Origin of the sequence: Acinetobacter qingfengensis (genome assembly GCF_008693185.1) — a bacterium.
GTDB classification, from domain to species: Bacteria; Pseudomonadota; Gammaproteobacteria; order Pseudomonadales; family Moraxellaceae; genus Acinetobacter; species Acinetobacter qingfengensis.
The window spans coordinates 59,676-82,608 of sequence record NZ_VXKN01000009.1 but is presented as its reverse complement, the minus strand read 5'-3'; the positions used below and the strand labels follow the sequence as shown (position 1 = coordinate 82,608).

At 38.0% G+C, this 22,933-nt stretch carries 20 protein-coding genes; 16 read left to right on the top strand and 4 right to left on the bottom strand.

From position 1 onward, the window contains the following. Positions 1-52: 52 nt before the first annotated feature. The 4 genes from F4V57_RS11600 (at position 53) to F4V57_RS11585 (ending at position 6,172) form a co-directional block, all read left to right on the top strand. A complete protein-coding gene (locus tag F4V57_RS11600; RefSeq protein ID WP_070068375.1) occupies positions 53-2,971 on the top strand; it encodes a valine--tRNA ligase in 2,919 nt (972 codons plus the stop codon). 1 nt (position 2,972) lies between these two features. Beyond that, positions 2,973-3,374 carry a hypothetical protein gene (locus F4V57_RS11595; protein WP_227515642.1) on the top strand — a complete coding sequence of 134 codons (402 nt, stop codon included), beginning with the start codon at positions 2,973-2,975 and terminating at the stop codon, positions 3,372-3,374. Positions 3,375-3,384: 10 nt separating this feature from the next. Beyond that, complete coding sequence (locus F4V57_RS11590) at positions 3,385-3,585, top strand: hypothetical protein (RefSeq protein ID WP_141729190.1); 201 nt, start codon at positions 3,385-3,387, stop codon at positions 3,583-3,585. Between the two features lie 313 nt (positions 3,586-3,898). Beyond that, positions 3,899-6,172 carry an ATP-binding cassette domain-containing protein gene (locus F4V57_RS11585; RefSeq protein ID WP_070068377.1) on the top strand — a complete coding sequence of 758 codons (2,274 nt, stop codon included), beginning with the start codon at positions 3,899-3,901 and terminating at the stop codon, positions 6,170-6,172. Between the two features lie 141 nt (positions 6,173-6,313). On the opposite strand, the gene F4V57_RS11580 is transcribed toward F4V57_RS11585, so the two are convergent. Continuing rightward, positions 6,314-7,609 (bottom strand): MFS transporter, encoded by a 1,296-nt coding sequence (locus F4V57_RS11580; protein ID WP_070068378.1) that lies wholly within the window; start codon positions 7,607-7,609, stop codon positions 6,314-6,316. A gap of 577 nt (positions 7,610-8,186) precedes the next feature. Between F4V57_RS11580 and F4V57_RS11575 the strand changes: the two genes are divergently transcribed. The 5 genes from F4V57_RS11575 (at position 8,187) to F4V57_RS11555 (ending at position 13,509) form a co-directional block, all read left to right on the top strand. After that, positions 8,187-9,125: a transporter substrate-binding domain-containing protein gene (locus F4V57_RS11575; RefSeq protein WP_070068379.1), complete on the top strand. Its 939-nt coding sequence runs from the start codon at positions 8,187-8,189 to the stop codon at positions 9,123-9,125. Positions 9,126-9,214: 89 nt separating this feature from the next. After that, on the top strand, positions 9,215-9,961 hold the full coding sequence (locus F4V57_RS11570; RefSeq protein ID WP_070068380.1) for an amino acid ABC transporter permease: 747 nt from the start codon (positions 9,215-9,217) through the stop codon (positions 9,959-9,961). Next, a complete protein-coding gene (locus F4V57_RS11565; RefSeq protein ID WP_070068381.1) occupies positions 9,961-10,644 on the top strand; it encodes an ABC transporter permease subunit in 684 nt (227 codons plus the stop codon). The genes F4V57_RS11570 and F4V57_RS11565 overlap by 1 nt, the downstream gene beginning before the upstream one ends. Before the next feature lie 14 nt (positions 10,645-10,658). Then, the gene (locus F4V57_RS11560) at positions 10,659-11,384 is read left to right on the top strand and encodes an amino acid ABC transporter ATP-binding protein (RefSeq protein ID WP_171257508.1); all 726 of its coding nucleotides are present in this window, start codon (positions 10,659-10,661) and stop codon (positions 11,382-11,384) included. A 163-nt stretch (positions 11,385-11,547) separates the two neighbouring features. Further along, positions 11,548-13,509, top strand: coding sequence for a BCCT family transporter (locus F4V57_RS11555; RefSeq protein WP_070068383.1), 1,962 nt, complete (start codon positions 11,548-11,550; stop codon positions 13,507-13,509). 58 nt (positions 13,510-13,567) lie between these two features. Here the strand turns inward: F4V57_RS11555 and F4V57_RS11550 are convergent, their stop codons facing one another. Together F4V57_RS11550 and F4V57_RS11545 are read right to left on the bottom strand one after the other, a co-directional pair. Then, positions 13,568-13,927, bottom strand: a complete 360-nt coding sequence (locus F4V57_RS11550) for a YidH family protein (RefSeq protein WP_070068384.1) — start codon at positions 13,925-13,927, stop codon at positions 13,568-13,570. 110 nt (positions 13,928-14,037) lie between these two features. Beyond that, positions 14,038-15,036 carry a metallophosphoesterase gene (locus tag F4V57_RS11545; protein WP_070068385.1) on the bottom strand — a complete coding sequence of 333 codons (999 nt, stop codon included), beginning with the start codon at positions 15,034-15,036 and terminating at the stop codon, positions 14,038-14,040. 162 nt (positions 15,037-15,198) lie between these two features. Here F4V57_RS11545 and F4V57_RS11540 point away from each other — a divergent pair, with 162 nt between their 5' ends. After that, a complete protein-coding gene (locus tag F4V57_RS11540; RefSeq protein WP_070068386.1) occupies positions 15,199-16,776 on the top strand; it encodes a phospholipase D family protein in 1,578 nt (525 codons plus the stop codon). A gap of 42 nt (positions 16,777-16,818) precedes the next feature. Here the strand turns inward: F4V57_RS11540 and F4V57_RS11535 are convergent, their stop codons facing one another. After that, a complete protein-coding gene (locus F4V57_RS11535) occupies positions 16,819-17,640 on the bottom strand; it encodes a lysophospholipid acyltransferase family protein (RefSeq protein WP_070068387.1) in 822 nt (273 codons plus the stop codon). Positions 17,641-17,837: 197 nt separating this feature from the next. Between F4V57_RS11535 and hflX the strand changes: the two genes are divergently transcribed. From hflX to F4V57_RS11505, 6 genes are all read left to right on the top strand, one after another. Further along, positions 17,838-19,160: a ribosome rescue GTPase HflX gene (gene hflX / locus F4V57_RS11530; protein WP_070068388.1), complete on the top strand. Its 1,323-nt coding sequence runs from the start codon at positions 17,838-17,840 to the stop codon at positions 19,158-19,160. 58 nt (positions 19,161-19,218) lie between these two features. Continuing rightward, positions 19,219-19,590: a hypothetical protein gene (locus F4V57_RS11525; protein ID WP_070068591.1), complete on the top strand. Its 372-nt coding sequence runs from the start codon at positions 19,219-19,221 to the stop codon at positions 19,588-19,590. Between the two features lie 19 nt (positions 19,591-19,609). Beyond that, a complete protein-coding gene (locus F4V57_RS11520; protein ID WP_070068389.1) occupies positions 19,610-20,305 on the top strand; it encodes an LrgB family protein in 696 nt (231 codons plus the stop codon). A gap of 70 nt (positions 20,306-20,375) precedes the next feature. Beyond that, complete coding sequence (locus F4V57_RS11515) at positions 20,376-20,834, top strand: DUF2147 domain-containing protein (RefSeq protein ID WP_070068390.1); 459 nt, start codon at positions 20,376-20,378, stop codon at positions 20,832-20,834. A 261-nt stretch (positions 20,835-21,095) separates the two neighbouring features. Beyond that, positions 21,096-21,746: a hypothetical protein gene (locus F4V57_RS11510; RefSeq protein WP_070068391.1), complete on the top strand. Its 651-nt coding sequence runs from the start codon at positions 21,096-21,098 to the stop codon at positions 21,744-21,746. A gap of 44 nt (positions 21,747-21,790) precedes the next feature. Next, entirely contained in the window at positions 21,791-22,897 is a 1,107-nt protein-coding gene (locus tag F4V57_RS11505) for an efflux RND transporter periplasmic adaptor subunit (protein WP_070068392.1), read from the top strand. The last annotated feature ends 36 nt before the right edge of the window (positions 22,898-22,933 follow it).

The following is a 22,933-nucleotide window of genomic DNA, read 5'->3' as shown; positions in this document are numbered from 1 at the left end:
ATTTTTTTGCTACAATGGTGACAATTTTTCATCTGATTTAATTCTATTGAACATGACTGATACAAAGACACCAACTCAGACTTCTAGCACTGCTGAGAACATTGCCACCACTTATGATCCTTCTTTAATTGAAACCAAATGGTATAAAATTTGGGAAGAAAATGGCTACTTTAAACCTTCCGGCAAAGGTGAATCATTCTGTATCATGATCCCACCGCCAAACGTCACCGGTAGCCTGCACATGGGGCATGGCTTTAACAATGCCATTATGGATGCACTAACCCGCTATAACCGCATGAATGGTAAAAACACCTTATGGCAACCTGGCACAGACCATGCCGGAATTGCCACACAAATGGTGGTAGAACGCCAGCTTGGGGCGCAAGGCATTAGCCGTCATGATTTAGGCCGTGAAAAATTTACCGAAAAAGTCTGGGAATGGAAAGAACAATCCGGTGGTAACATCACCCGTCAAATCCGCCGTTTAGGTTCTTCGGTAGACTGGTCACGTGAACGCTTTACCATGGATGAAGGCTTATCCAATGCGGTCAAAGAAGTTTTTGTCAAACTGCATGAACAAGGCTTGATCTATCGTGGTAAACGACTGGTCAACTGGGATCCAAAACTACATACTGCCCTATCTGATCTGGAAGTGGAAAGCAGCGAAGAACAAGGTTCGCTTTGGCACTTCAAATACTTCTTTGCTGATAAAAATCTAAAAACCGCTGATGGTAAAAATTATCTGGTTGTTGCAACAACTCGTCCCGAAACCTTGCTGGGTGACTCCGCTGTTGCAGTACATCCAGAAGATGAACGTTATAAACATCTAATTGGTCAAAATATTCGTCTGCCAATTACCGACCGAATTGTACCGATTGTTGCTGATGACTATGTCGAAAAAGACTTTGGGACTGGCTGCGTTAAAATTACGCCTGCCCATGACTTTAACGATTACGAATTAGGTAAACGCCATAATCTGCCTTTAATTAATATCTTTAATAAAAATGCTGAAATTCTCGGCGAATTTGACTGGATGGAAAAAGCCGGTGAACCGATCAGCAAAACACTGGTTGCACCGGAAGATTATGTCGGTTTAGAACGTTATGAAGCACGGAAAAAACTGGTTAATGAGGCAGAAGCCGAAGGCTGGCTGGAAAAAATCGATCCGTACACCTTGAAAGCACCTCGTGGTGACCGTTCCGGTGTAATCGTTGAACCCTTATTAACCGACCAATGGTATGTGAAAATTGCACCTTTGGCTCAACCAGCGATTGAAGCAGTGAAAGATGGTCGTATCAAATTTGTGCCTGAACAATATACCAATATGTATATGGCATGGATGAACAATATTCAGGACTGGTGTATCTCTCGTCAATTGTGGTGGGGACATCGCATTCCTGCATGGTATGACGAAAATGGTGCGGTCTATGTCGGTCGTGACGAGGCCGAAGTGCGTGAAAAATACAATCTGGCTGCGGATTATTATATCTATCAGGACGAAGATGTGTTGGATACTTGGTTCTCATCAGGTCTGTGGACATTCTCTACACTGGGTTGGACTGGTGATGCAAAAAAAGATGCTGAAAACTATTTTCTAAAAACTTTCCATCCGACCGATGTTCTTGTCACTGGTTTTGACATCATTTTCTTCTGGGTGGCACGCATGATCATGCTGACCATGCACTTTATGAAAAATGAAGATGGCACACCACAAGTCCCGTTTAAAACCGTATATGTGCATGGTTTGGTACGTGATGGTGAAGGGCAAAAAATGTCCAAATCCAAAGGTAACGTACTTGACCCATTGGACTTGATCGACAGCATCGACCTTGAAAGTCTGGTGGCAAAACGTACTACGGGTCTGATGAATCCGAAACAGGCAGCAAAAATCGAAAAAGCCACCCGTAAGGAATTTCCAGACGGCATCAATGCTTACGGTACCGATGCAGTACGCTTTACCTTCTGTGCGCTGGCCAATACCGGTCGTGATATTAAGTTCGATTTAAAACGTGTTGAAGGCTATCGTAATTTTGCCAATAAAATCTGGAATGCCACCCGTTTTGTGTTGATGAATGTCGAAGGTCAAACCGTCGGTCAAACGGCACGTCCTGATCTTTGGGAATTGCCGGAACAATGGATTGTCAGCCGCTTACAAAAAGCAGAGCAAGCCGTGAAACTTGGTTTTGACACTTATCGTCTGGATCTGGTAGCACAAACCATTTATGACTTTATATGGAATGAATATTGTGACTGGTATGTCGAATTGACCAAACCAGTTCTAAATGATGCGAATGTTTCAGAAGATCGTAAAGCCGAAGTACGTCGTGTTTTGCTAAGTGTAATGGAAACTGCGCTACGTCTTGCACACCCATTAATGCCATTCCTAACTGAGGAAATTTGGCAGACTCTTGCGCCGATGATTGGTAAAGGCGGTGACACGATTATGCTCGCACCGTACCCAATTGCCGAACAAGAGAAAATCAGTGAACAAGCCGAAGCCGATATGCAGTGGTTACAAGGCTTGATTGGTGCGGTGCGTAATATCCGTGGTGAAATGGGACTAGGTAATGCGCGTTTATTACCAGTTCTATTACAAAATATCTCTGATGCCGAACGCACTCGAATTGAACGTATTGAACCATTATTTAAAGCCTTGGCAAAAGTTGAAAGCATTACCTTCTTGGCAAATGGAGAAGAACCACCATTATCATCATCAAGTGTGATTGGTGCAGCATCGGTTTTTGTCCCAATGAAAGGTTTGATTGATCCAAAAGCTGAATTGGCTCGTTTGCAAAAAGATCTGGATAAAATCCAGAAGCAGCATGACCAAATCGCAGGAAAACTTGCCAATGAAGGCTTTGTTGCCAAAGCCCCTGCTGCGGTAGTGGAAGGTGAAAAAGTTAAACTGGCTGAATTTGCTGATCAATTAGTAAAAATTAAGGCCAATATGGAACAGATTGCGAACTTGTAATTTGTCTTTTAAAAGCCCTCAACAGATGTGTTTTGGGCTTTTAAATATTTATTTTTTATATTCTTCAGTTAAATTTTTAATAAATAAGCCAATAATTATTAAAGGATATTTACCTATAGTTATGATGATATTTAAAGACAAAATTTTTGATAATATTTTAAAATTATCTTTCTACTTATTCTCAATACTAGCGGTTTTTTCTATGAGTGTGACACTGTATGATAAGTATATGGGATACACCAGCAGTATAGAACTCAAGCCTGCACTCATTTTTTTGTTTTTTGCATTCTTTGCCAAATATCAATATGCAATTCAGTATGGATTAAATCGACTAGAAATAATCAATAATAAAGAAAGACATCGTCAGCTCATGCTAGATAAAGACGATGAAAAATCATCATGAGGATTTAAAAATGACAAACGAAAATAAATGGTATTCATTCTTTTGGGTATTTGGAATTTTAGTTTTCGGCTCTAGTATTTCAGATATGATCAAGGCTGAGGAATTAAACTATAAACTCCTTGTATTTGTGATCATTGCATTGGCAGCATGGTTGCACGGCCTATACCGAACCTATAAACAGGAAACCAAGGTCAAACAAACCAATATTTAAGATTTTTATGAAAACATACTCCCTTTATTTCAAAGGAAAACTTGATAATGTCAGTGTGGTTTTAACCAAAATCAAATGAATGAATGACTTTTACCCTCATAATCAATTGATTGTGATAAGAAATAGAAATCAGGTTTTGTTGGTATTCTGTTTATAACCCCATTATCAGAAAAATATACGATAAAATTACTTAAACATTCCTAAACATCATAAGTGAAAATCATCCTGAGTATTGTAACTGTACCAATGCAGCTTGCTAAACTCTCGCTATTAAAAAGATAAATGTAATCTTTTAGAACCGGAGTAAAATGAAATGGTCAATGAAACAATCAATATTTACGGGGCAAGACAAAATAATCTTAAAAATATCTCCCTAAAAATTCCCAAACATCAAATCGTCGCATTTACTGGTGTATCTGGCTCGGGTAAATCATCACTTGTGTTTGAAACAATTGGTGCAGAAGCACAAAGACAGATCAATGAAACACAAAATAGTTTTATTCGCCATCGTTTACAGCATTTTGGTGTCGCTGATGTCGATAAAATTGAGAATCTGAATGTTCCAGTCTTGATTAATCAAAAACCATTAACCGGAAATATTCGTTCGACAGTTGCCACCATTACCGATATTTATGCCAATTTGCGTTTGTTATTTTCTCGTATGGGCGAACCATTTGTCGGATACGCCACTGTATTTTCCTTTAATCATCCGAGCGGCATGTGCCCACAATGTGAAGGCATCGGTCTTGAACAAAGCATCGATATTTACAAAATTCTGGATTTAAATAAATCACTGAATGAGGAAGGTGCAATTAATTTTCCGACCTATAGCACGCATGCTTGGCGTTGGACACGTTATGCAGACTCTGGTTATTTCGATCTGGATAAAAAATTGAAGGACTATAGTGCAGAAGAATGGGATTTGTTTTTAAATGCACCACAGCACAAACCTTTACATCCTACCAGTAACTGGAAAAAAACTGCACTTTATGAAGGATTAATTCCCCGATTTGAACGTAATTATTTAAAAGGTGAAGCACAGGAACGCAATCGTTATCGCCATAGTCTTGATCCGATTATTACCACCAAGCCTTGTACTTTATGTCATGGGCAACGACTTAATCAAAAATCTTTATCCTGTAAGATTAATGGCAAAAATATTGCCGACTGTACAGCACTCTCTGTAGATGCATTACTGCAATTCGTCGAATCTTTGCACAGTGAAAAATATGAGACCATTTTGAATGAAATCAAAAATAAATTGATGAATTTAAAATTGGTCGGACTAAGCTACCTTAATTTGAATCGCATCAGTAACACCCTCTCTGGTGGCGAATCGCAACGTATTAAGATGGTTAAACATTTGGGTAATAGTCTGGTCGATTTACTGTATATTTTCGACGAGCCCAGCATTGGGCTGCATCCAAAGGATTTGGACAATATCATTCAAATTATTAAAAAAATTCGGGACAAAGGAAATAGTGTATTACTGGTGGAACATGATCCAGATTTGATTAAAATTGCAGACCATATTATCGATATGGGTCCATTATCTGGTACTAAAGGTGGAGAAGTGATTTATCAAGGTAATTTTGCCGGACTAAAACACTCTTCAGGACTGACAGGACAGTATTTTCAAAAAGCCACCAGTTATCAAAAAACACCACGTAACAGTGATGAGAAAATCTGGATTAAAGATGCGCATGTGTTTAATCTAAAACACATTGATGTACCGATCGCCAAAAATTGTCTAAATGTGGTGACAGGTGTTGCTGGTTCTGGAAAAAGTACATTAATCAGTAAAGTATTGCCACAGCAATATCCTCAAACCAAACTGATAGATCAATCTGCAATTACGGCGACAGCCCGTTCCAATTTACTCACCTATCTTGATCTTCTTGATCCTATTCGTCAATTGTTTGCCAAAGCGAATCATGTCAGCCCAAAATTGTTTAGTTTTAACAGTGAAGGTGCCTGCCCACAGTGTAAAGGTACTGGTATTGAAAAAGTCGATTTGGCTTTTCTTGATGATATCGAGTTGACCTGTGAGATGTGTCACGGATCGGGTTATACACCTGATATTTTAAAATATCATTATAAAAACAAGAATATTGCCGAGATCATGACCATGACCGTTGCGGAAGCATTTGATTTTTTTGATCATGAATACCTGCAACAACAATTCCGCTTACTAATCAGTTTGGGGCTAGACTATATTGCCATTGGCCAGCGTTTAAATACATTTTCCGGTGGGGAACGGCAACGCTTAAAATTAAGCAAGGAAATTCATGGCACTGGTCATATGATAGTGCTGGATGAACCAAGCTCCGGACTACATCCATCGGATACGGAAAAGCTCATTAAACTACTTAATCATCTGGTTGATCAGGGTAATACCATCATTGTCATTGAACATAATTTAGACATTATGAGTCAAGCCGACTGGATAATTGATATTGGCCCTCTTGCCGGAGATCAAGGTGGTGAATTGATTTTTGCCGGAACAGTACATGAGTTGATTCATCATCCAGATAATTCATTTACTGGTTTTTATCTGAGAAAATATTTAGGTCTGATAGAAGTTTAAAAAGAATTTTATACCTTGAAAAACACAGGAAATATTTTGGAAAATAAAATAGATTTCTTTGAATAAAACAATTTAAAACATAACTACCGAATATGAAAAACTGAATAAAGCCAGATACAGTGATCTGGCTTTTGTAAAAAACTAATGCTCATGCTCTAGATATTCTGGTTTTTTTGGCAAGAAAAAACTACAAATAAAACAAATAATTAACATTACAATAACGTAAACAAAAAACTCATTTTCTATGCCAAATTCTTTAAACTTTAATGCAACTGCCGGAGCAGAACCACCAAATAACGCATTTCCGACTGCATAGGAAAAACCAACCCCTAAAGCGCGGACATGCGGTGGAAACATCTCTGCTTTGACTAAACCACTGATAGATGTATAAAAACTTAAAATTAACATCAAAAAGATGAGCAATAAAGTAACCATCACTGCATTACCGGCAAATGCTTTCATGCCAATCACCATAACGGGATAAATAAAGACAGCCATTAATCCGCTAAAGAACAACATTGCACTACGTCGGCCAATACGATCTGCAATATAACCAAATAATGGTTGAGCAAGCATATATACAAATAATGCGCAGGTCATCATCAAACCAACAGTCTGCCCATCCATCCCCAAGCTTTTGGTAAAATAAGTTTTTGAATATACCGTAATGACATAAAAGGTTAGCGAACCGGCTGCTGTATAACCCACAACCAATAAGAATGATTTCCAGTGATCCCGAAATAATGCACGTAATGAGCCAGAATCTTCAGCTTTGGCCTCATCAGCATGTAGCGTTTCTTCAAGTTTACTTCGTGTTAATAAAGAGATGATCGCAGCAACACCACCGATCACAAATGGAATTCTCCAGCCGCCATCCATCAATTGCTGTTCTGTCATAAAAAATAAAATAATAACACTTAACAAGCTGGCAAGAAGCTGACCGCCAATTAACGTAACATACTGAAAAGATGAAAAAAATCCACGCTGACCTTTTAATCCAATTTCAGACATATAAGTGGCAACGGCACCATACTCACCACCTACAGATAAACCTTGTAAAAGTCGCACGGCAAGTAGAAGAAAGGGTGCGGCCATTCCTACTTGTTCATAAGTCGGTAAGCAGGCAAATAAGAACGCACTTAATGCCATCATGGCAATTGAAATCACCATAGATTGTTTACGACCATATTTGTCTGCAATACGACCAAATAACCAGCTACCAATCGGACGCATAAAAAAACTGGCAGCAAATACGCCCCATACATAAACGGCCTGTGCAGTGTCACTCATTCCAGGCGCAGTCAATGCATGCTGGAAATAAATTGCGAATACTGCATAAATATAAAAATCAAACCATTCGACCAGATTACCCGATGCTGCCCCCACAATACCGAAAATTCTTTTTCGTTTTTCTTGAGGTGTATACGTTTGTTGCATAGCTTTTCCTTAAACCTGATCTATCCTGTTATTTCTAATATGGATTACTCAAGGAATCAAGCCAATTTCAGTGATAACGTACAATACCAATCAAAAACCGTACTTTATTGCAAGACAATTTAGTCACTTTAACCTAAAGGATTATTCATCAATTTTTAATAACTCGATAGTATGTTAGGCTTACAAAAGTAAAAATTGCACCAAAACAATGCAATAAATCAATTATTTTATATTTTAAATTATTGCACCAAAATGATTCATTAAAAAATTAATACTATATTTTGTATTCAGTTCCTCATAATTATCAGAGAGAATTTTTTGTTTATTTTTATCATCGTAGTTAATTTTAACTCAAATCTATTTTTACTTTTTATAACTTTTAAATCATAAGATTATTTTATAAACACTCACGACTAATCTTTAGCATGATATTTGCAGTGATTATCTTGTGTAACTATGCATATTCATATATTTTTGAGTTTGTAACGGAGATACAACATCTATTTATAGATTCAAAAATATAGAGGACATGCTTGTTCAACTGTATTTTAGAACAAAACCAAAAAGGAGTTATCCTATGTCAAATAAACGTACCCTGCTTTCTGTCCTTTGTGCCAGTACCCTAATGTTGGGGCTGACTGCATGCGGTGGCGATAAATCAACCGCAGGTGGTGAAGGTGCATCAGGTGCAGCAACAGGTGGCACTTTGGATAAAATTAAACAATCAGGAACTATTGTTTTAGGCTATCGCGATTCCTCTATTCCTTTTTCTTATATTGCTGGTAATCCAAATCAACCTGAAGGTTATGCCCATGACTTGCAGATGAAAGTTGTAGAAGCTGTAAAACAAAAGTTAAATTTGCCAGACCTTAAAGTACGTTACAATCTGGTAACTAGCCAAAACCGTATTCCACTGGTATCCAACGGTACAGTTGATATTGAATGTGGTTCTACAACCAATAATAAAGAACGGCAGCAACAAGTTGATTTTTCTACTGGCTACTTTGAAGTTGGTGGTCGTCTGCTCACAGCTAAAAATTCTGGTATCAAAGATTTTTCAGATCTAAAAGGTAAAAAAGTTGTAACGACAGCAGGAACAACTTCTGAGCGCTGGTTAAAACAACATGCAACCGAACTTGGTGTAGGTGAAGTTATTTCTGCAAAAGATCATGCTGAATCATTTCTCATGCTGCAAAATGGTCGCGCTGCTGCATTTATGATGGATGATATCTTACTTGCAGGAGAAAAATCCAAAGCTGTTGATCCGAATAAATGGGTTATTGTAGGTACTCCACCAATTAAAGAAATTTATGGTTGTATGCTACGTAAAGGCGATACTGGTTTTAAACAGGTTGTAGATGATGCTATCAAAGCAACTTATACATCTGGTGAAATTAACCAAATGTATAAAAAATGGTTTGAATCGCCAATTCCACCAAAAAATATTAATTTGAACTTCCCAATGTCAGATGATGTAAAAGCATTAATTGCTAACCCACATGACCGAGATCAATAAGCTCATACTCATCCTGTCATCGTCATGATGGCAGGATAAAAGCAAACCGTATATAAAGTTTAGAATACAGTGAATGCACTGGAGTGAGTATGAATTATAATTGGAATTGGGCTGTACTCTTGCAACCCACTGGCGTAGACAACACAACGTATTTACAGTGGGTTCTGGTTGGTTTGGGCTGGTTGTGTCTAATCGCAGTTGTAGCCTGGACCATTGCATTGGTACTTGGAAGCCTGTTAGGTATTTTGCGTACTTTACCGAATAAAACAGCACGTACAATCGGTACCACATACGTTACAATTTTCCGTAATATCCCACTGCTCATTCAACTATTTATCTGGTTTTATGTGGCACCCAACTTTTTACCAGAACCAATTAAATCTTGGTGGATGAATGATTTAAGTGCAGGAACAACAGCTTTTCTTTCTGCAAGTATTGGTCTGGGATTATTTACCGCAGCAAGAGTTTGCGAGCAGGTACGCACGGGGATAGAAGCATTACCAGTAGGACAAAAAAATGCAGGTTATGCATTAGGCTTTACCACATCACAACTTTATCGTTATGTCGTTTTACCACAATCATTCCGTACAATTTTGCCACCCTTAAGTTCTGAATTAACCAACTGTGTTAAAAATACCTCTATCGCCTCTCTGGTTGGGGTTGCAGAAATCATCTCCCAGATGAAAACCATTAGTGAATATACTCAGAATACAATTGAAATTTACACTTATGTCACACTGATTTTCATTGTTATCAATGTCTGCCTAATTGTGTTTATGAACTTTTTGGAAAAACGCTTACATATTCCCGGTTTAATGTCCGAAGGAGGTAAATAATGGAGTGGATTACCTCTTTTATTTTAGACTTACAAGCTTCAGCACCTGCATTATGGCATGGTTTAAAAATCACTTTACAAGTGGTCATCACTGCTGCGATTGGTGGGGTTTTTATTGGAACAATTCTGGCATTAATGCGTTTATCTTCAATTAAAATCTTAAATATTATTGCAAAAAGTTATGTAAATCTCTTTCGTTCCATCCCACTGCTACTGGTTTTAATGTGGTTTTATTTTGCTGTGCCATTCATTTATACAGGTATTACCGGCAAATATCTCACCATTGATACAGCACTGGTTTCCAGCATTGTGGCTTTTATGCTCTTTGAGGCTGCATATTTTGCTGAAATTGTCCGCGCAGGAATTCAGTCTATTGCCAAAGGACAATCTTTTGCTGCTTATGCACTGGGAATGAGCTATGGACAAACCATGCGCCTAGTGATCTTGCCTCAAGCTTTTCGCAAAATGACGCCATTACTTTTGCAACAAACCATTATCCTATTTCAAGATTCAACAATGGTGTATGCAATTGGTCTGCTTGATTTCTTTCGCACCAATTATGTACGTGGTGATTTAATGTCATTATTGACACAATATATTCTTTTTGCTGGTTTGGTCTATTTTACGATTAGTCTTCTAGCCACGTATGCAGTCAAAAAATTACAGAAAAGGTTACATGTATGAGCAATAGTAAAATCATGATTGACATTCAAAATGTAAGTAAATGGTATGGTCAATTTCAGGTTTTAACTGACTGTACTACCGAGATTAAACAAGGTGAAGTTGTTGTCGTATGTGGACCTTCAGGGTCAGGAAAATCAACTTTAATCAAAACAGTGAATGGACTTGAACCTTTTCAAAAAGGCGATATCGTTGTTGATGGAATTTCAATTGCAAACCCAAGAACAGACCTCACCAAATTACGTAGCCGGGTTGGAATGGTATTTCAACATTTTGAACTGTTTCCGCATTTGAGTATTACGGAAAATCTGACCATTGCACAAATCAAAGTATTGGGAAGAAAAGAAGATGAGGCCAGAAAAAAAGGGTTGGCATATCTGGATCGTGTGGGCTTAAGCGCCCATGCAAAAAAATTCCCGGCACAACTTTCCGGTGGGCAACAGCAGCGTGTTGCAATTGCTCGTGCTTTAAGTATGGATCCAATTGCAATGCTGTTTGATGAGCCGACTTCTGCACTTGATCCAGAAATGATTAATGAAGTACTAGATGTCATGGTTGAACTTGCTAAAGAAGGCATGACCATGATGTGTGTCACACATGAAATGGGCTTTGCAAAACAAGTTGCCAGCCGGATTATCTTTATGGATCAAGGTAAAATCCTTGAAGATTGCTCCAAAGATGAATTCTTTACTGGTCAACGTAGTGAACGTGCGCAACAATTCCTAAATAAAATATTACATTAATAAAATAATCTAAAAAGCAGTTCAAATTGAGCTGCTTTTTAACTTTTTGCAACACTGTAACGATAATTATATTCTATATTTCCGCTACACTATTTTTTTGATTTTATCAAATTTTAATTTTTCCTTTCAATTTTCATATTCTAAAGTTAAACATGGAGAATACATGACTCCCAAAAAGTCAAATTGGTTCGCCAATGTAAACCCCAATGTCTTTTTCAGTGCTGTGATTATTATTGGTATTTTTCTAGCCACTGTGATTGCAGCACCCAATGCATTTGATCTTTTAACCAAACAATTAAACTCATGGATTACATCTTCATTTAGTTGGTTCTATGTCCTTTCTGTGGCTATTTTCTTATTAGTTCTTGGTATTCTGGCTTTTTCTGATGCCGGAAAAATTAAACTTGGTCCAGATCATGTACAACCTGAATATAGTAATAATTCATGGTTTGCCATGTTATTCACTGCTGGCATGGGAATTGGTCTGATGTTCTTCGGTATTGCCGAACCGATTATGCATTATGCTAATCCACCAACCGGTGAACCAGAAACGATTGCAGCCGCTCAAACGGCTATGCAAATCACTTTTTTCCACTGGGGGTTACATGCTTGGGGAATTTATGCACTAGTTGGTTTATCACTCGCTTATTTTGCTTACCGCCATAATTTACCGTTAAAAGTACGTTCATCACTGTATCCGTTAATTGGCAAACGCATCTATGGTCCGATTGGCGATGGGATAGATACATTTGCAACCATTGGGACAGTGTTTGGTGTTGCCACAACATTAGGTTTTGGCGTTACACAAATTAATTCCGGTTTAAATTATCTATTCGGCATCGAACAAAGCGCATCTACTCAAATTATTTTGGTCATTGTCGTCAGTATCATGGCATCGATTTCTGTGATATTGGGTGTAGATAAGGGCATAAAACGTCTGGCAGAACTTAACCTGATTCTGGCTGTTGCACTTTTATTATTCGTTTTTCTTGCTGGTCCAAAGATTTATTTACTACAAACCACATTACAAAATACCGGACAGTATATTTCTAATTTATTTAGCATGACATTTAATCTATATGCCTATCAACCTAATGGTTGGATTGGTGGCTGGACAATTATGTACTGGGCATGGTGGATTTCCTGGTCGCCATTTGTCGGTATGTTTATTGCCCGGGTTTCTAAAGGACGTACAATACGTGAGTTTATTATTGGTGTTTTACTTATTCCAACTGGCTTCACCATCATCTGGATGGGTTTCATGGGGAATTCTGGATTATATACTGTACTACAACAGGCAAACGCCCATTTAATTTCTGCCGTACAGCTAGATTCATCTGTTGCCTTATTTGAGTTTCTGGACACTTTACCTTTTGCATTAGTGTCTAAATTTCTGGCAACCATTTTGGTCATTCTATTTTTTGTAACCTCCGCAGATTCAGGCGCATTGGTTACAGATTATCTTACCGCAAAAACAGAAGATTCCCCATTATGGCAACGCCTTTTCTGGACTATTTTAATGGCAACATTGGCGATTATTTTGTTACTGGCAGGAGGATTAGGTGCATTACAATCCGCTACGATTATGAGTGCCCTACCATTCACGTTTATCATGTTACTCATCTGTATCGGCCTGATTAAAGCTTTGCGTATTGATGTAATTAAAATGCAATCTTTACAGATGGCACGTACCACACCTTACGCGATTCATAAACCACGTAGTTGGCAACAACGTCTGGGTTTAATCATGCATTATCCCCATAGCAAGGCGGAAGTAGAAAATTATATTGCCACAACAGCTAAACAGGCATTTACCAGTATTGCCAGTGAATTAAAACGCCGCAATTTAAAGGTATCAATTGACGAGGTAGAACACGGACTAAGTTTAAGGATCAATCATCGCGATGAGATTAATTTTATTTATCAAATCATCTGTGACAAAACTTTACCACCAAGTTTTATGACTGAAAAGATGGATATTGAGCAAGAGTTTTATCAGGCGGCTGTCTACTTGCGCGAAGGCGGACAAAACTATGATGTGATGGAATGGACACAAGAAGATTTATTAAAAGACATTATTGATCAGTATGAAAGACACTTGTACTTTTTAAGTGTCTTACGTTAAATCTAAATTGATCTGATTACCTGTATGGGTAATCAGATCAGAAGTCGAATAAAGCTGATTATATAAAAAAAGTAATCAACAGTAGCACACCACAAAACACGTTAAACCACCCTATAAACATCACTAAACTGGTTTTATAACCCGGAATAAGCTCATATTCGTTCAATGATTTAAAAGCAATTTGATATTGCCTTACAGACCATACACTCACCACCATTCCTACAACCACAATAATCACTGCAAAAATTTTGCTAACAATTGCTTTTTGTTGATATTGTGCAGGTTGAAGTATTTCACCAAGCAAAGTGGATCGTTCAATTAAAAAACCAAAAGCAATCAATGCCAATGCACTTCTAATCCATGCCAATAATGTGCGTTCCAGTGCCAATAACACACGTGGATCTGTCAAATTTGACATCTATTTCTCTCAGAGCGTTTGATTAGGAATGATTGACATTTGGTTTAGTTTTGCAAAAAGCTTAATTTTTTAGCCTACAACACAATCCATTTATGCAATGTCAACAGAACCTAATGTAAATGTAAAATATCTACTGTAGGCGGTACACGGAAACGAAAAGGTGCACCAACCATCCCTGTTCCTACAGTAACATAGACATTAGCGGTTTCATGTTCATAGAAACCACGTTTATGTCCCAACATGGAAATTTTTTTCATAACATAACTGGTCAACCAAGGCAATTCTATTTGCCCACCATGTGTATGCCCAGATAGCATTAATGGCTTACTAGATAATTGTGGCACCATGGCAACGGTATCAGGATTATGCGCCAGAATGACCCAAGGTTTATCCTGTGGTAAGGCTGATAAAACCTCAAGATTAACTTTACCAGCCCATAAATCTCCAATACCCAACAAACGAAAATCTTCAAATTCAACAATCTGATTTTCAATATCCAGCACTTTATTCACCTTAAGTGCATTAGCCAGCAACGCCTGAATTGGCGGCCCTGGATATTGTTCATCATGATTGCCATTCACTGAATATACTGGGCATTGAATTTGCGTTAAAACACTGAGTTCTGTTGCCAATTTATTTTCAGGTTCATAGGTCCAGTCCCCGGCAACAACAACAAAGTCTGGTTTTTGTGCATTAATTTTATTCACAATCAATTGCAATTGCTGTTCTCTGCCTGAATATAGACCAATATGTAAATCTGCAATGAGCGCAACTTTTACCGGCTTACTTAAAGGTTTCTGTTGATCCAATACCAGATGCGTTTCCTTGACCACAATATGACTTGGCTCAATAAAACGTGCATAAATTAATACCATAGCAATCAATAAATAAGAAATTGCCTGAATATGAGTTAATTCTGTACGATACCATTGCCATACAGTCAGGATAATCCATGGGAAAAGTAAATAAGAAGCATAATAAATCAACAACAGACCAAAAGCTTTAATTGGCTGAGTGGTTTCAGTACGTTGACTGCTACGCCATGCCTGAGCCAATGCCCAAACAAAAATAATCAATAAAATCCAGTGAATAGTTTGTGTAATATACATTGTTGTTAGCTTTTCTCGTCATATCAGATGGACAGGATAAGGATGTTGGAAATATACGACTATATCTATTTTACTATAGCCACTTTATACTCTTGCAAATTTAATGTCTTTAAGTAAGTCTAGCTTATATTTTAAAGTTTAAACTTAGGAACAACGTGCATTATGCGTTTTCATTCTGTATTGGTTTTATGCTTGAGTTGTTGCTTGTGCTTGTTACAGGCATGTTCAACGTTACCCACCAGACAAGCAGTCACATCAAGTTATTCTACTCAAATCAATACCCAAGACAGTTATCTTGCACAACTTTTTGAACCGTTAAAAGCGCAATATCCGGGAAAAACCGGTTTTCACGTCTTGTATAACCCACCACAAGCACTGGAAACCCGTTTACAACTTATCAATGAAGCACAAAAAACGCTGGATCTACAATATTATATCTGGGACAACGATAAAGTTGGTGCATTAGCACTCGCTGCCATTCTCCGTGCTGCTGACCGTGGTGTAAAAGTTCGCTTACTGATTGACGATAACAACAGCAAAGGATTGGAATCCACTTATCTGGCACTTTCACAACATCCAAATATTCAAGTCAGGGTTTTTAATCCTTATCGTTTCCGCAAAATGCGTGCGTTAGATATTTTACTGGATTATAACCGCATCACCCGCCGCATGCACAATAAAACCTTTATTGCAGATCATCAGGTTGCTTTAATTGGTGGTCGCAATATGAGTAACCAGTATTACGATGTGGGAGAATCTTTCCAATTTTCAGATATGGATGTCGTTCTGGTAGGAAGTGCGGTAGATGATATTCGTCATTCTTTTGATGAATACTGGAATCATGAATACGCTTACCCCATCACACAGGTCGCAAAATATAATCCACAACGTTTGAGTTATAAAGGACTACGACAGCAATTAGCCAAACACTGGGAAAATATGCATCTGGACAATGATTTGACTCAGGATCTAAATCATCAATCCTTTGAACACTGGTTTAAACAGGATCTCAATCTGGATTGGGTCAATGCTACAGTCATCAAAGATTCTGCCAATAAAATCAATAAAGAAATTCCACGTGAACAACATCTTAGCTTTCAAATGAAAAATATTTTCAACCATCCACAATCGCATGTGGATCTGGTTTCTGCCTACTTTGTTCCAGACAAAGATGCACGGCAAGTGATTAAAGCATTGACAAATGAAGGCGTACAGATTCGAGTATTAACCAATTCATTCAAAGCCAATGATGTTCCTGTAGTACATGCCTTTTATGCAAAGCATCGTCGTGAACTGCTTGAGGATAACGTTCAGCTTTATGAGTTTTTACCGGTTCTTCCGTCAACACTGGATTCAGGGCATCGTACCCGTCTATTTGGTACTCAAAAATTTAACCGAAAGGGCTTTAGCCGAAGTAGTTTACATGCCAAATTTATGGCGCTGGACAATCGACAGGTCTTTATTGGCTCATTCAACTTTGATCCACGTTCCGTCTATTTAAATACAGAAATTGGCGTAATTTTGGACAGTCCCGGTCTTGCCAGTGTTATTAATGAAAATATGGACAAGGATTTACTAAAATATTCCTTTCAAGTCAAGCTTGATTCACAAAATCGTATAATCTGGACCACAGAAACACCTTCAGGTTTAAAAACGTATTATCATGAACCCTATTTAAAATGGTGGCAAAAAATTGCTTTGAAACTTATGGCAATTCTACCCATTGAAGGTCAAATGTAATATGGATATTGATCAACGCAAATATCCAATTACGCCATAATTTTAAAGATGTTCACCCAAAACCTCTGTCTGAAGTTCATACAATCCTACTGTCATGGTATCTTGAACGGCTTTTGTCAGGGATTCTACGCTATGTCCAGATGAATCAATGGCTGGCAAGGCTTTTAAGTGTGCAGTAACCTGATCCATTTGCAAAATTTTTGTGACACTATCAATAAAAGTTTGATCATTAATAAATGGGACAATTTGGTCAAGTTCACCTTTGGTATTGCTATAACACAGTACACAAGCCTGTACAGGCTGCCTTGCTTCTATGGCTGCCTCAAGCAAACGACCATGAATTTTTTTGATTTTTCGGCCATCCCCAGTTGTTGCTTCAGGGAAAAAAAGTACCGGAATATCCTGTTTTAAGAATATGGCAATTTGCTCTTTCACTCGAGAAGAGTCACCGGAACCACGTTTGATGAACAATGTTCCGCCCCACTTTGCCAAATGACCAATGATCGGCCAATTTTTAACTTCTGCCTTAGACAGAAAAAATACTCTAGCCCCTGCACCCAAGACAATAATATCTAACCACGACACATGATTACTTGCCCAAAGCGCAGTATGTCTTGGAATTTCACCATGAATCTGCACTTTTACATTAAAGACCTTACAAAATTTTCGGCAAAAATACTGGATATAACGGGTATTTTTCGGATTATTGGGCTGTTTATATAAATCATAACGAAAAATAATATAAAACCCTTCTGAAAGTACCGTCAGACCATGTAAGGCTTTTTTACTATACAGCAGAGCTCTGGAAATTAAATTACGGGGCGGTAAAGTGGCTGAAGCAACAGGTGTTGGCGTTGTAGTCATAATATTAATCAAAATGAATAGAATAAAATGGATCACTTGAATTGTTGATCACCTTAATCTATTTTTAATCTTTGTCCAAGCCCTAACATGAGCTTTACGCTTAATAGCTTTATTATCATTAATTACATGGATTAATCACGCCTTTTGATGCGTAAGTCGTTAAACTGCACAATCTTGTTATCGGAGAATATTACTGCGTGGAATTTATATCCCATCATCAGGATGGTGAACCAGCCATTTTAATCAGTGTAAGTGTTCAAATCCTCACCAATCATGATTCAGATGAATTTTATCTTCTAGCTCAATCGGCAGGTGCGCAAATTATTCAACATTTACATCATCAACGACAAAGACCAGATGCAAAATATTTTATTGGTTCAGGTAAAGCAGATGAAATTGCAGCGTTAATTGCAGAACATGAGATTCAACTGGCCATTTTTGACCACAGCCTTTCCCCTGCACAGGAACGTAATCTCGAAAAAATTCTAAAATGCCGTGTGATTGATCGTACTGGATTGATTCTAGATATTTTTGCACAGCGTGCCCGTACCCATGAAGGAAAATTACAGGTAGAGCTGGCACAATTAAAACACCTGTCTACACGTCTGATTCGTGGATGGGGCAATATGGAGCAACAAAAAGGTGGAATTGGTTTACGTGGGCCAGGTGAAACCCAACTGGAAACTGACCGTCGTTTGATTCGTCTACGTATGACTCAACTCAAGGAGAAAATTGACAAAGTCAGACAAACACGGCAACAAGGTCGTGCCGCGCGGCAAAAGGCTGAGGTTCCTACTGTATCTTTGGTTGGATATACCAATGCAGGGAAATCAACTCTTTTTAATATTCTGGCAGACAGTGATGTTTATGCGGCTAACCAACTTTTTGCTACCTTAGATCCAACGTTAAGACGAGTTGCGTGGTCAGGTGTAGGAACAGTAGTGCTGGCAGATACAGTCGGATTTATTAAAAATCTTAATCATGCCTTGGTTGATTCATTCCGTGCAACACTAGAAGAAACCTTGCAGGCAACTCTTTTACTGCATGTTATCGATGCCAGCAGCCCAGAAATGATGGAACAAATCGCTGCAGTTGAAGAGGTATTACAAGATATAGGCGCAGACATTCCGATTTTAAAAGTCTATAACAAGATTGACCTTTCCAAAGATCAGGCTAAAATCATATATTCCGAGCCAGATCTACCCGATCGTGTTTATGTTTCCGCTCATACCGGCCAAGGCTTACCCCTTTTGCATCAGGCCGTACAGGAAGCTTTGCTTGGGCAGCTACAACACTTCACCCTGTGCCTACATCCTAGGCATGGCAAGTTGCATAGCCAACTTCATCACCTACAGGTGATTCGATCAGAACATTATGACGATCAAGGTCAACACATTGTTGATGTTCGTATTTCTGCGGATAAACTTGTTCAAATGATTCGTCAAAATCATTTTGATCTGGACAGTATTCTGGGTGAACAAGCACAACAATTTAAAGTACAAATGGACAGTTTTGAATAAAAATCAGTGCTGATATGAATTTTTCAACACTGATCCATATCATAAACATAAACAGGTGATCGAAATGCAGGAAAAAATCGACTGGATCGCACTATTATTGACAGCAATCTTAATTGTTCTGGTTCGTGAAAGCTCGGTCTGGATCATGGAAAAATTTAATCACCCCGAACTGGGAAATTTAGCTGGACTATTTTTTTTCCTGATACTTCTGATTACTTGGAGAAAAGTCAGCGCATTACCTCGCCGACTAATTGATGCCAATGCAAAAATCATGAAAGAAAGTGCCTTTGCTTTTTTGCCTGTTTCAGCAGGTTCGGTGATTATGCTGGCCACTTTAGGCACTGAGCTTCCCGCAATTGTTTTCATTCTATTTTTCTGTACGCTGATACCATTATGGTTATATGCAAAAATGGCTAAACGCTGGTTATAAAGACAAGGATGTCCTCAATATGATTCATCAACTTCCGGATACTGCACAGCTATTATTGGGTTTTTTCATCACCTTATTGGCCTATATTTTAGGTAAATTTTGCTCAAAGCATGTTCCTCGAATTCCTGTAATTGTATTTTCGATGATTTGGGTAGTTGTAATTTTATGGGCATGCGCATGGCAATATGAACAATATATGCAGCGTATACACCCGCTATTTGGTCATTTACTCGGCTATGTAACTGTTGCTTTAGCGATTCCTCTAGCAGCAATACGACTGGATGATTTACCCTTAAAACCATTATGTGGTATTTTAGTTTTTGCCAGCGTAATCGGTGTGGCATTACCGATGGGGTTGGCTTATTTGTTACACCTCTCAGAACCAACTATTATGGCTTTTGCTACTCGTGCATTAACCACACCTGTCGCATTAAATATTGCAGAATTACTGCATTCACCACCTGCATTAGTCACTTTGATCGTGATTGTTTCAGGTGTAATTGGTGCTGCATTTTCCTCTATTATTCTGCGCAATATTAATGATGAACGTGCTTCTGGACTTGCTATTGGTCTGGCTGCACATGCAATCGGTACTGCACAGGCTTGGCAACGTGGTATTATTGCTGGTCGTTATGCTGCCCTAGGAATGGCAATTAATGCCATTTTAACTTCAATCTGGCTGCCAGCAGTCTATTATTTATTTTCATCGCAGTAATCAAGGCAAGAAAAATATAATCCTTTGCCAATTCAACTGTCTTTAATCCATGCTATTCAGGATGAAAATCATGAAAAATTTCAATCTTTTTTTATTATATACAACACTAGTTACCGTTTCATTTCCAGTATTTGCCAACATCGATATCAGTGGTAAATGGCGAACAATTGATGATAAAACAGGTTTTAGCAAAGGTATCGTCGAAATTAGAAAAGAAGCCAATAATACATATTCAGGTAAAATTATCGAAGTCATTCCCCGTCCTGGCTATACACCTAAAACCATTTGTGATCAATGTACAGGTCATTTAAAAAATAAACCTATTCTGGGATTGACCATATTACAAGATATGAAAGCCTCTGCCAAAAACCCATCTGAATATGCTGGTGGTACAATCCTTGATCCATTGTCCGGAAAACTATATAAAAGCACACTCAGAGTGAATCCAAATGGTACGCGTATTACTATGCGAGGTTATGTTGGAGTCGAAGCCATTGGCCGTAGCCAAACATGGATTAAAGACAATTAATTTTATTAGGATTTCTTGCGATATTATGTCTATCAACTTCTGTAAGGGATATCAAAACATAATGTACACTTTCGCAAGAAGTCCTTAAGATGATTATGCTATTGTATTAATCATTTTTCGATCAATTTGTAGTATTCAATAACTACAATTACACTGATAAAAACCATAAAAAAAATATGAATTTAGATCCTTAGTCTCTTGCCAAAATATGAATTAAAGATCACAATTCCCTCATAAAGTTTACAAATAGAATACGTGACAATGTTACTTTATTTACTTTTACAAAGATTGGTATGTTATAGCAGTAAATTAGCACAAATATGCAAACTTGATTTGATCGCTGGATTGGCGATATTATTTTTCGCTACATTAAATATCAGTCATGCTACACAACCAGCTTATTATCGTTATTATGACAATGCTGGTGTTGTAACCGTAAGTAAAAGTGTTACACAACAACATATCCGGCGAGGCTATGATGTACTTGATCACAATATGAATCTTATCAAGCACGTTCCTGCCTATCACGTTGAAAAAGATCTAAAACAAGCGCCAGCACGAGCTGCACAATCCAGACAACAGCAACAGGATTTACAGCTCAAGCGAGCTTATCATAACGTTAGCCATGCCAAACAAAAAAAACAAGAAAGTATTGGAAATATACAAAAACAGCTTAGTCAACAATATCAGCAAATGCATAATCTACAAATACAACGTGCACAGCTTTTACGGCAACAAGCAGGATACGTGCGTAATGGTGAAAAAGTATCTACTGAAATAAAACAAAAACTGGAGCTAAATCATGCCTACACTCAAAGTGTTCGTCAGGTAATTGAGCAACTAAAGCAAAATCTGATTCAACAAACTCAATTTTACGATAACATTATTCAACGTTTACAACGCCTAGAATAATCCATATAGTTGCAAACTATTCAACAATCTCTATGATTTGCTTTATGCCAACAAAAATTAAAACAAGACCACTATGCCTTGCTGTATTGTACAGTATGGTAATCTTCTTATCCGCGTGTCAAAAACAACAACCTGATCCACAAAACCATCAGGCACAACAGACAGCGCTGGAAATTATTCCAGAAGATATTATTCAAGTAAGAAGTGGCTATTTACAGCAGTTCACAGCTTTTACCGGCAGTATAGATTCTGCACAGCAAACCAGTATACAAGCACAAATCACTGCAACAGTGATACAAGTGAAGACAGATGTAGGTAAAACTGTCAAAAAAGGACAAATCTTAGCCATACTTAATTCTCAGGATAATACTGCCCGTCTTGCACAAGCACAAGCGAATCTTGCATCAGCACAAGCGCAAGCTGAGCTAAATCGTTCCATTATGCTACGCAAACAGCGCCTATATCAGCAAGGCTTTATTGCACAGGTTGAATACCTGCAAAGTCAGGTAGATTACCGTACACAACAAGAAAATGTTCATGCACAACAAGCTAATGTCAATATCGCACAAAAAGCAGCTCAAGACACCGTAATCAAAAGCCCTTTTGATGGACAAATCAGTTTAAAACAAATTGATATTGGGCAAACCATTGCCGCAGGACAAACCATTTTTGAAATAGTTAATCCTGAACGTTTACAAATTAAGGCCACACTATCTGCCAGTGAACAACAAAAAATCCGCATTGGTCAATTGATTCAATTTAAAATTCAAGGAAATTCTCGCCAATATCAAGCCAAAATCACCCGAATTTCACCTGTTAGTCAAACAGCAAGCCGTAATTTTGAATTTTTTGCAGAACCTATACAACCATTAAATACACAAAGTATTGGAGCATTTATTGAAGGGCAAATCATTCAAGATAGTCCACAACAGGGATTATTAATTCCAACACGTGCCATACAAAATCTGCAAGAAAAACCTTTTGTCTGGGTCATTCGCAATCAGCATCTACAAAAAATAAATATCAGTGTCTTACAAATAGATGCTCAACAGGAACAAGCATTAATCAGCGGTTTAAATGATAAAGACAATGTCAGCCTCATCAAATTTAATGAGCAAGATCAAAACCGTGCCGTCAAGATTCAATCCTGATCCAAGCTGACAAAATTGTAAATATGTACTCACCAA

Excerpts from the sequence above, each read along its gene's own strand:
- F4V57_RS11580 (WP_070068378.1), bottom strand. The coding sequence starts at position 7,609 with ATGCAACAAACGTATACACCTCAAGAAAAACGAAAAAGAATTTTCGGT.
- F4V57_RS11560 (WP_171257508.1), top strand. The coding sequence starts at position 10,659 with ATGATTGACATTCAAAATGTAAGTAAATGGTATGGTCAATTTCAGGTT.
- F4V57_RS11540 (WP_070068386.1), top strand. The coding sequence starts at position 15,199 with ATGCGTTTTCATTCTGTATTGGTTTTATGCTTGAGTTGTTGCTTGTGC.
- F4V57_RS11550 (WP_070068384.1), bottom strand. The coding sequence starts at position 13,927 with ATGTCAAATTTGACAGATCCACGTGTGTTATTGGCACTGGAACGCACA.
- F4V57_RS11545 (WP_070068385.1), bottom strand. The coding sequence starts at position 15,036 with ATGTATATTACACAAACTATTCACTGGATTTTATTGATTATTTTTGTT.
- F4V57_RS11505 (WP_070068392.1), top strand. The coding sequence starts at position 21,791 with ATGCCAACAAAAATTAAAACAAGACCACTATGCCTTGCTGTATTGTAC.
- F4V57_RS11600 (WP_070068375.1), top strand. The coding sequence starts at position 53 with ATGACTGATACAAAGACACCAACTCAGACTTCTAGCACTGCTGAGAAC.
- F4V57_RS11575 (WP_070068379.1), top strand. The coding sequence starts at position 8,187 with ATGTCAAATAAACGTACCCTGCTTTCTGTCCTTTGTGCCAGTACCCTA.
- F4V57_RS11535 (WP_070068387.1), bottom strand. The coding sequence starts at position 17,640 with ATGACTACAACGCCAACACCTGTTGCTTCAGCCACTTTACCGCCCCGT.
- F4V57_RS11555 (WP_070068383.1), top strand. The coding sequence starts at position 11,548 with ATGACTCCCAAAAAGTCAAATTGGTTCGCCAATGTAAACCCCAATGTC.
- F4V57_RS11510 (WP_070068391.1), top strand. The coding sequence starts at position 21,096 with ATGTTACTTTATTTACTTTTACAAAGATTGGTATGTTATAGCAGTAAA.
- F4V57_RS11585 (WP_070068377.1), top strand. The coding sequence starts at position 3,899 with ATGGTCAATGAAACAATCAATATTTACGGGGCAAGACAAAATAATCTT.
- F4V57_RS11570 (WP_070068380.1), top strand. The coding sequence starts at position 9,215 with ATGAATTATAATTGGAATTGGGCTGTACTCTTGCAACCCACTGGCGTA.
- F4V57_RS11590 (WP_141729190.1), top strand. The coding sequence starts at position 3,385 with ATGACAAACGAAAATAAATGGTATTCATTCTTTTGGGTATTTGGAATT.
- F4V57_RS11515 (WP_070068390.1), top strand. The coding sequence starts at position 20,376 with ATGAAAAATTTCAATCTTTTTTTATTATATACAACACTAGTTACCGTT.
- F4V57_RS11565 (WP_070068381.1), top strand. The coding sequence starts at position 9,961 with ATGGAGTGGATTACCTCTTTTATTTTAGACTTACAAGCTTCAGCACCT.
- F4V57_RS11520 (WP_070068389.1), top strand. The coding sequence starts at position 19,610 with ATGATTCATCAACTTCCGGATACTGCACAGCTATTATTGGGTTTTTTC.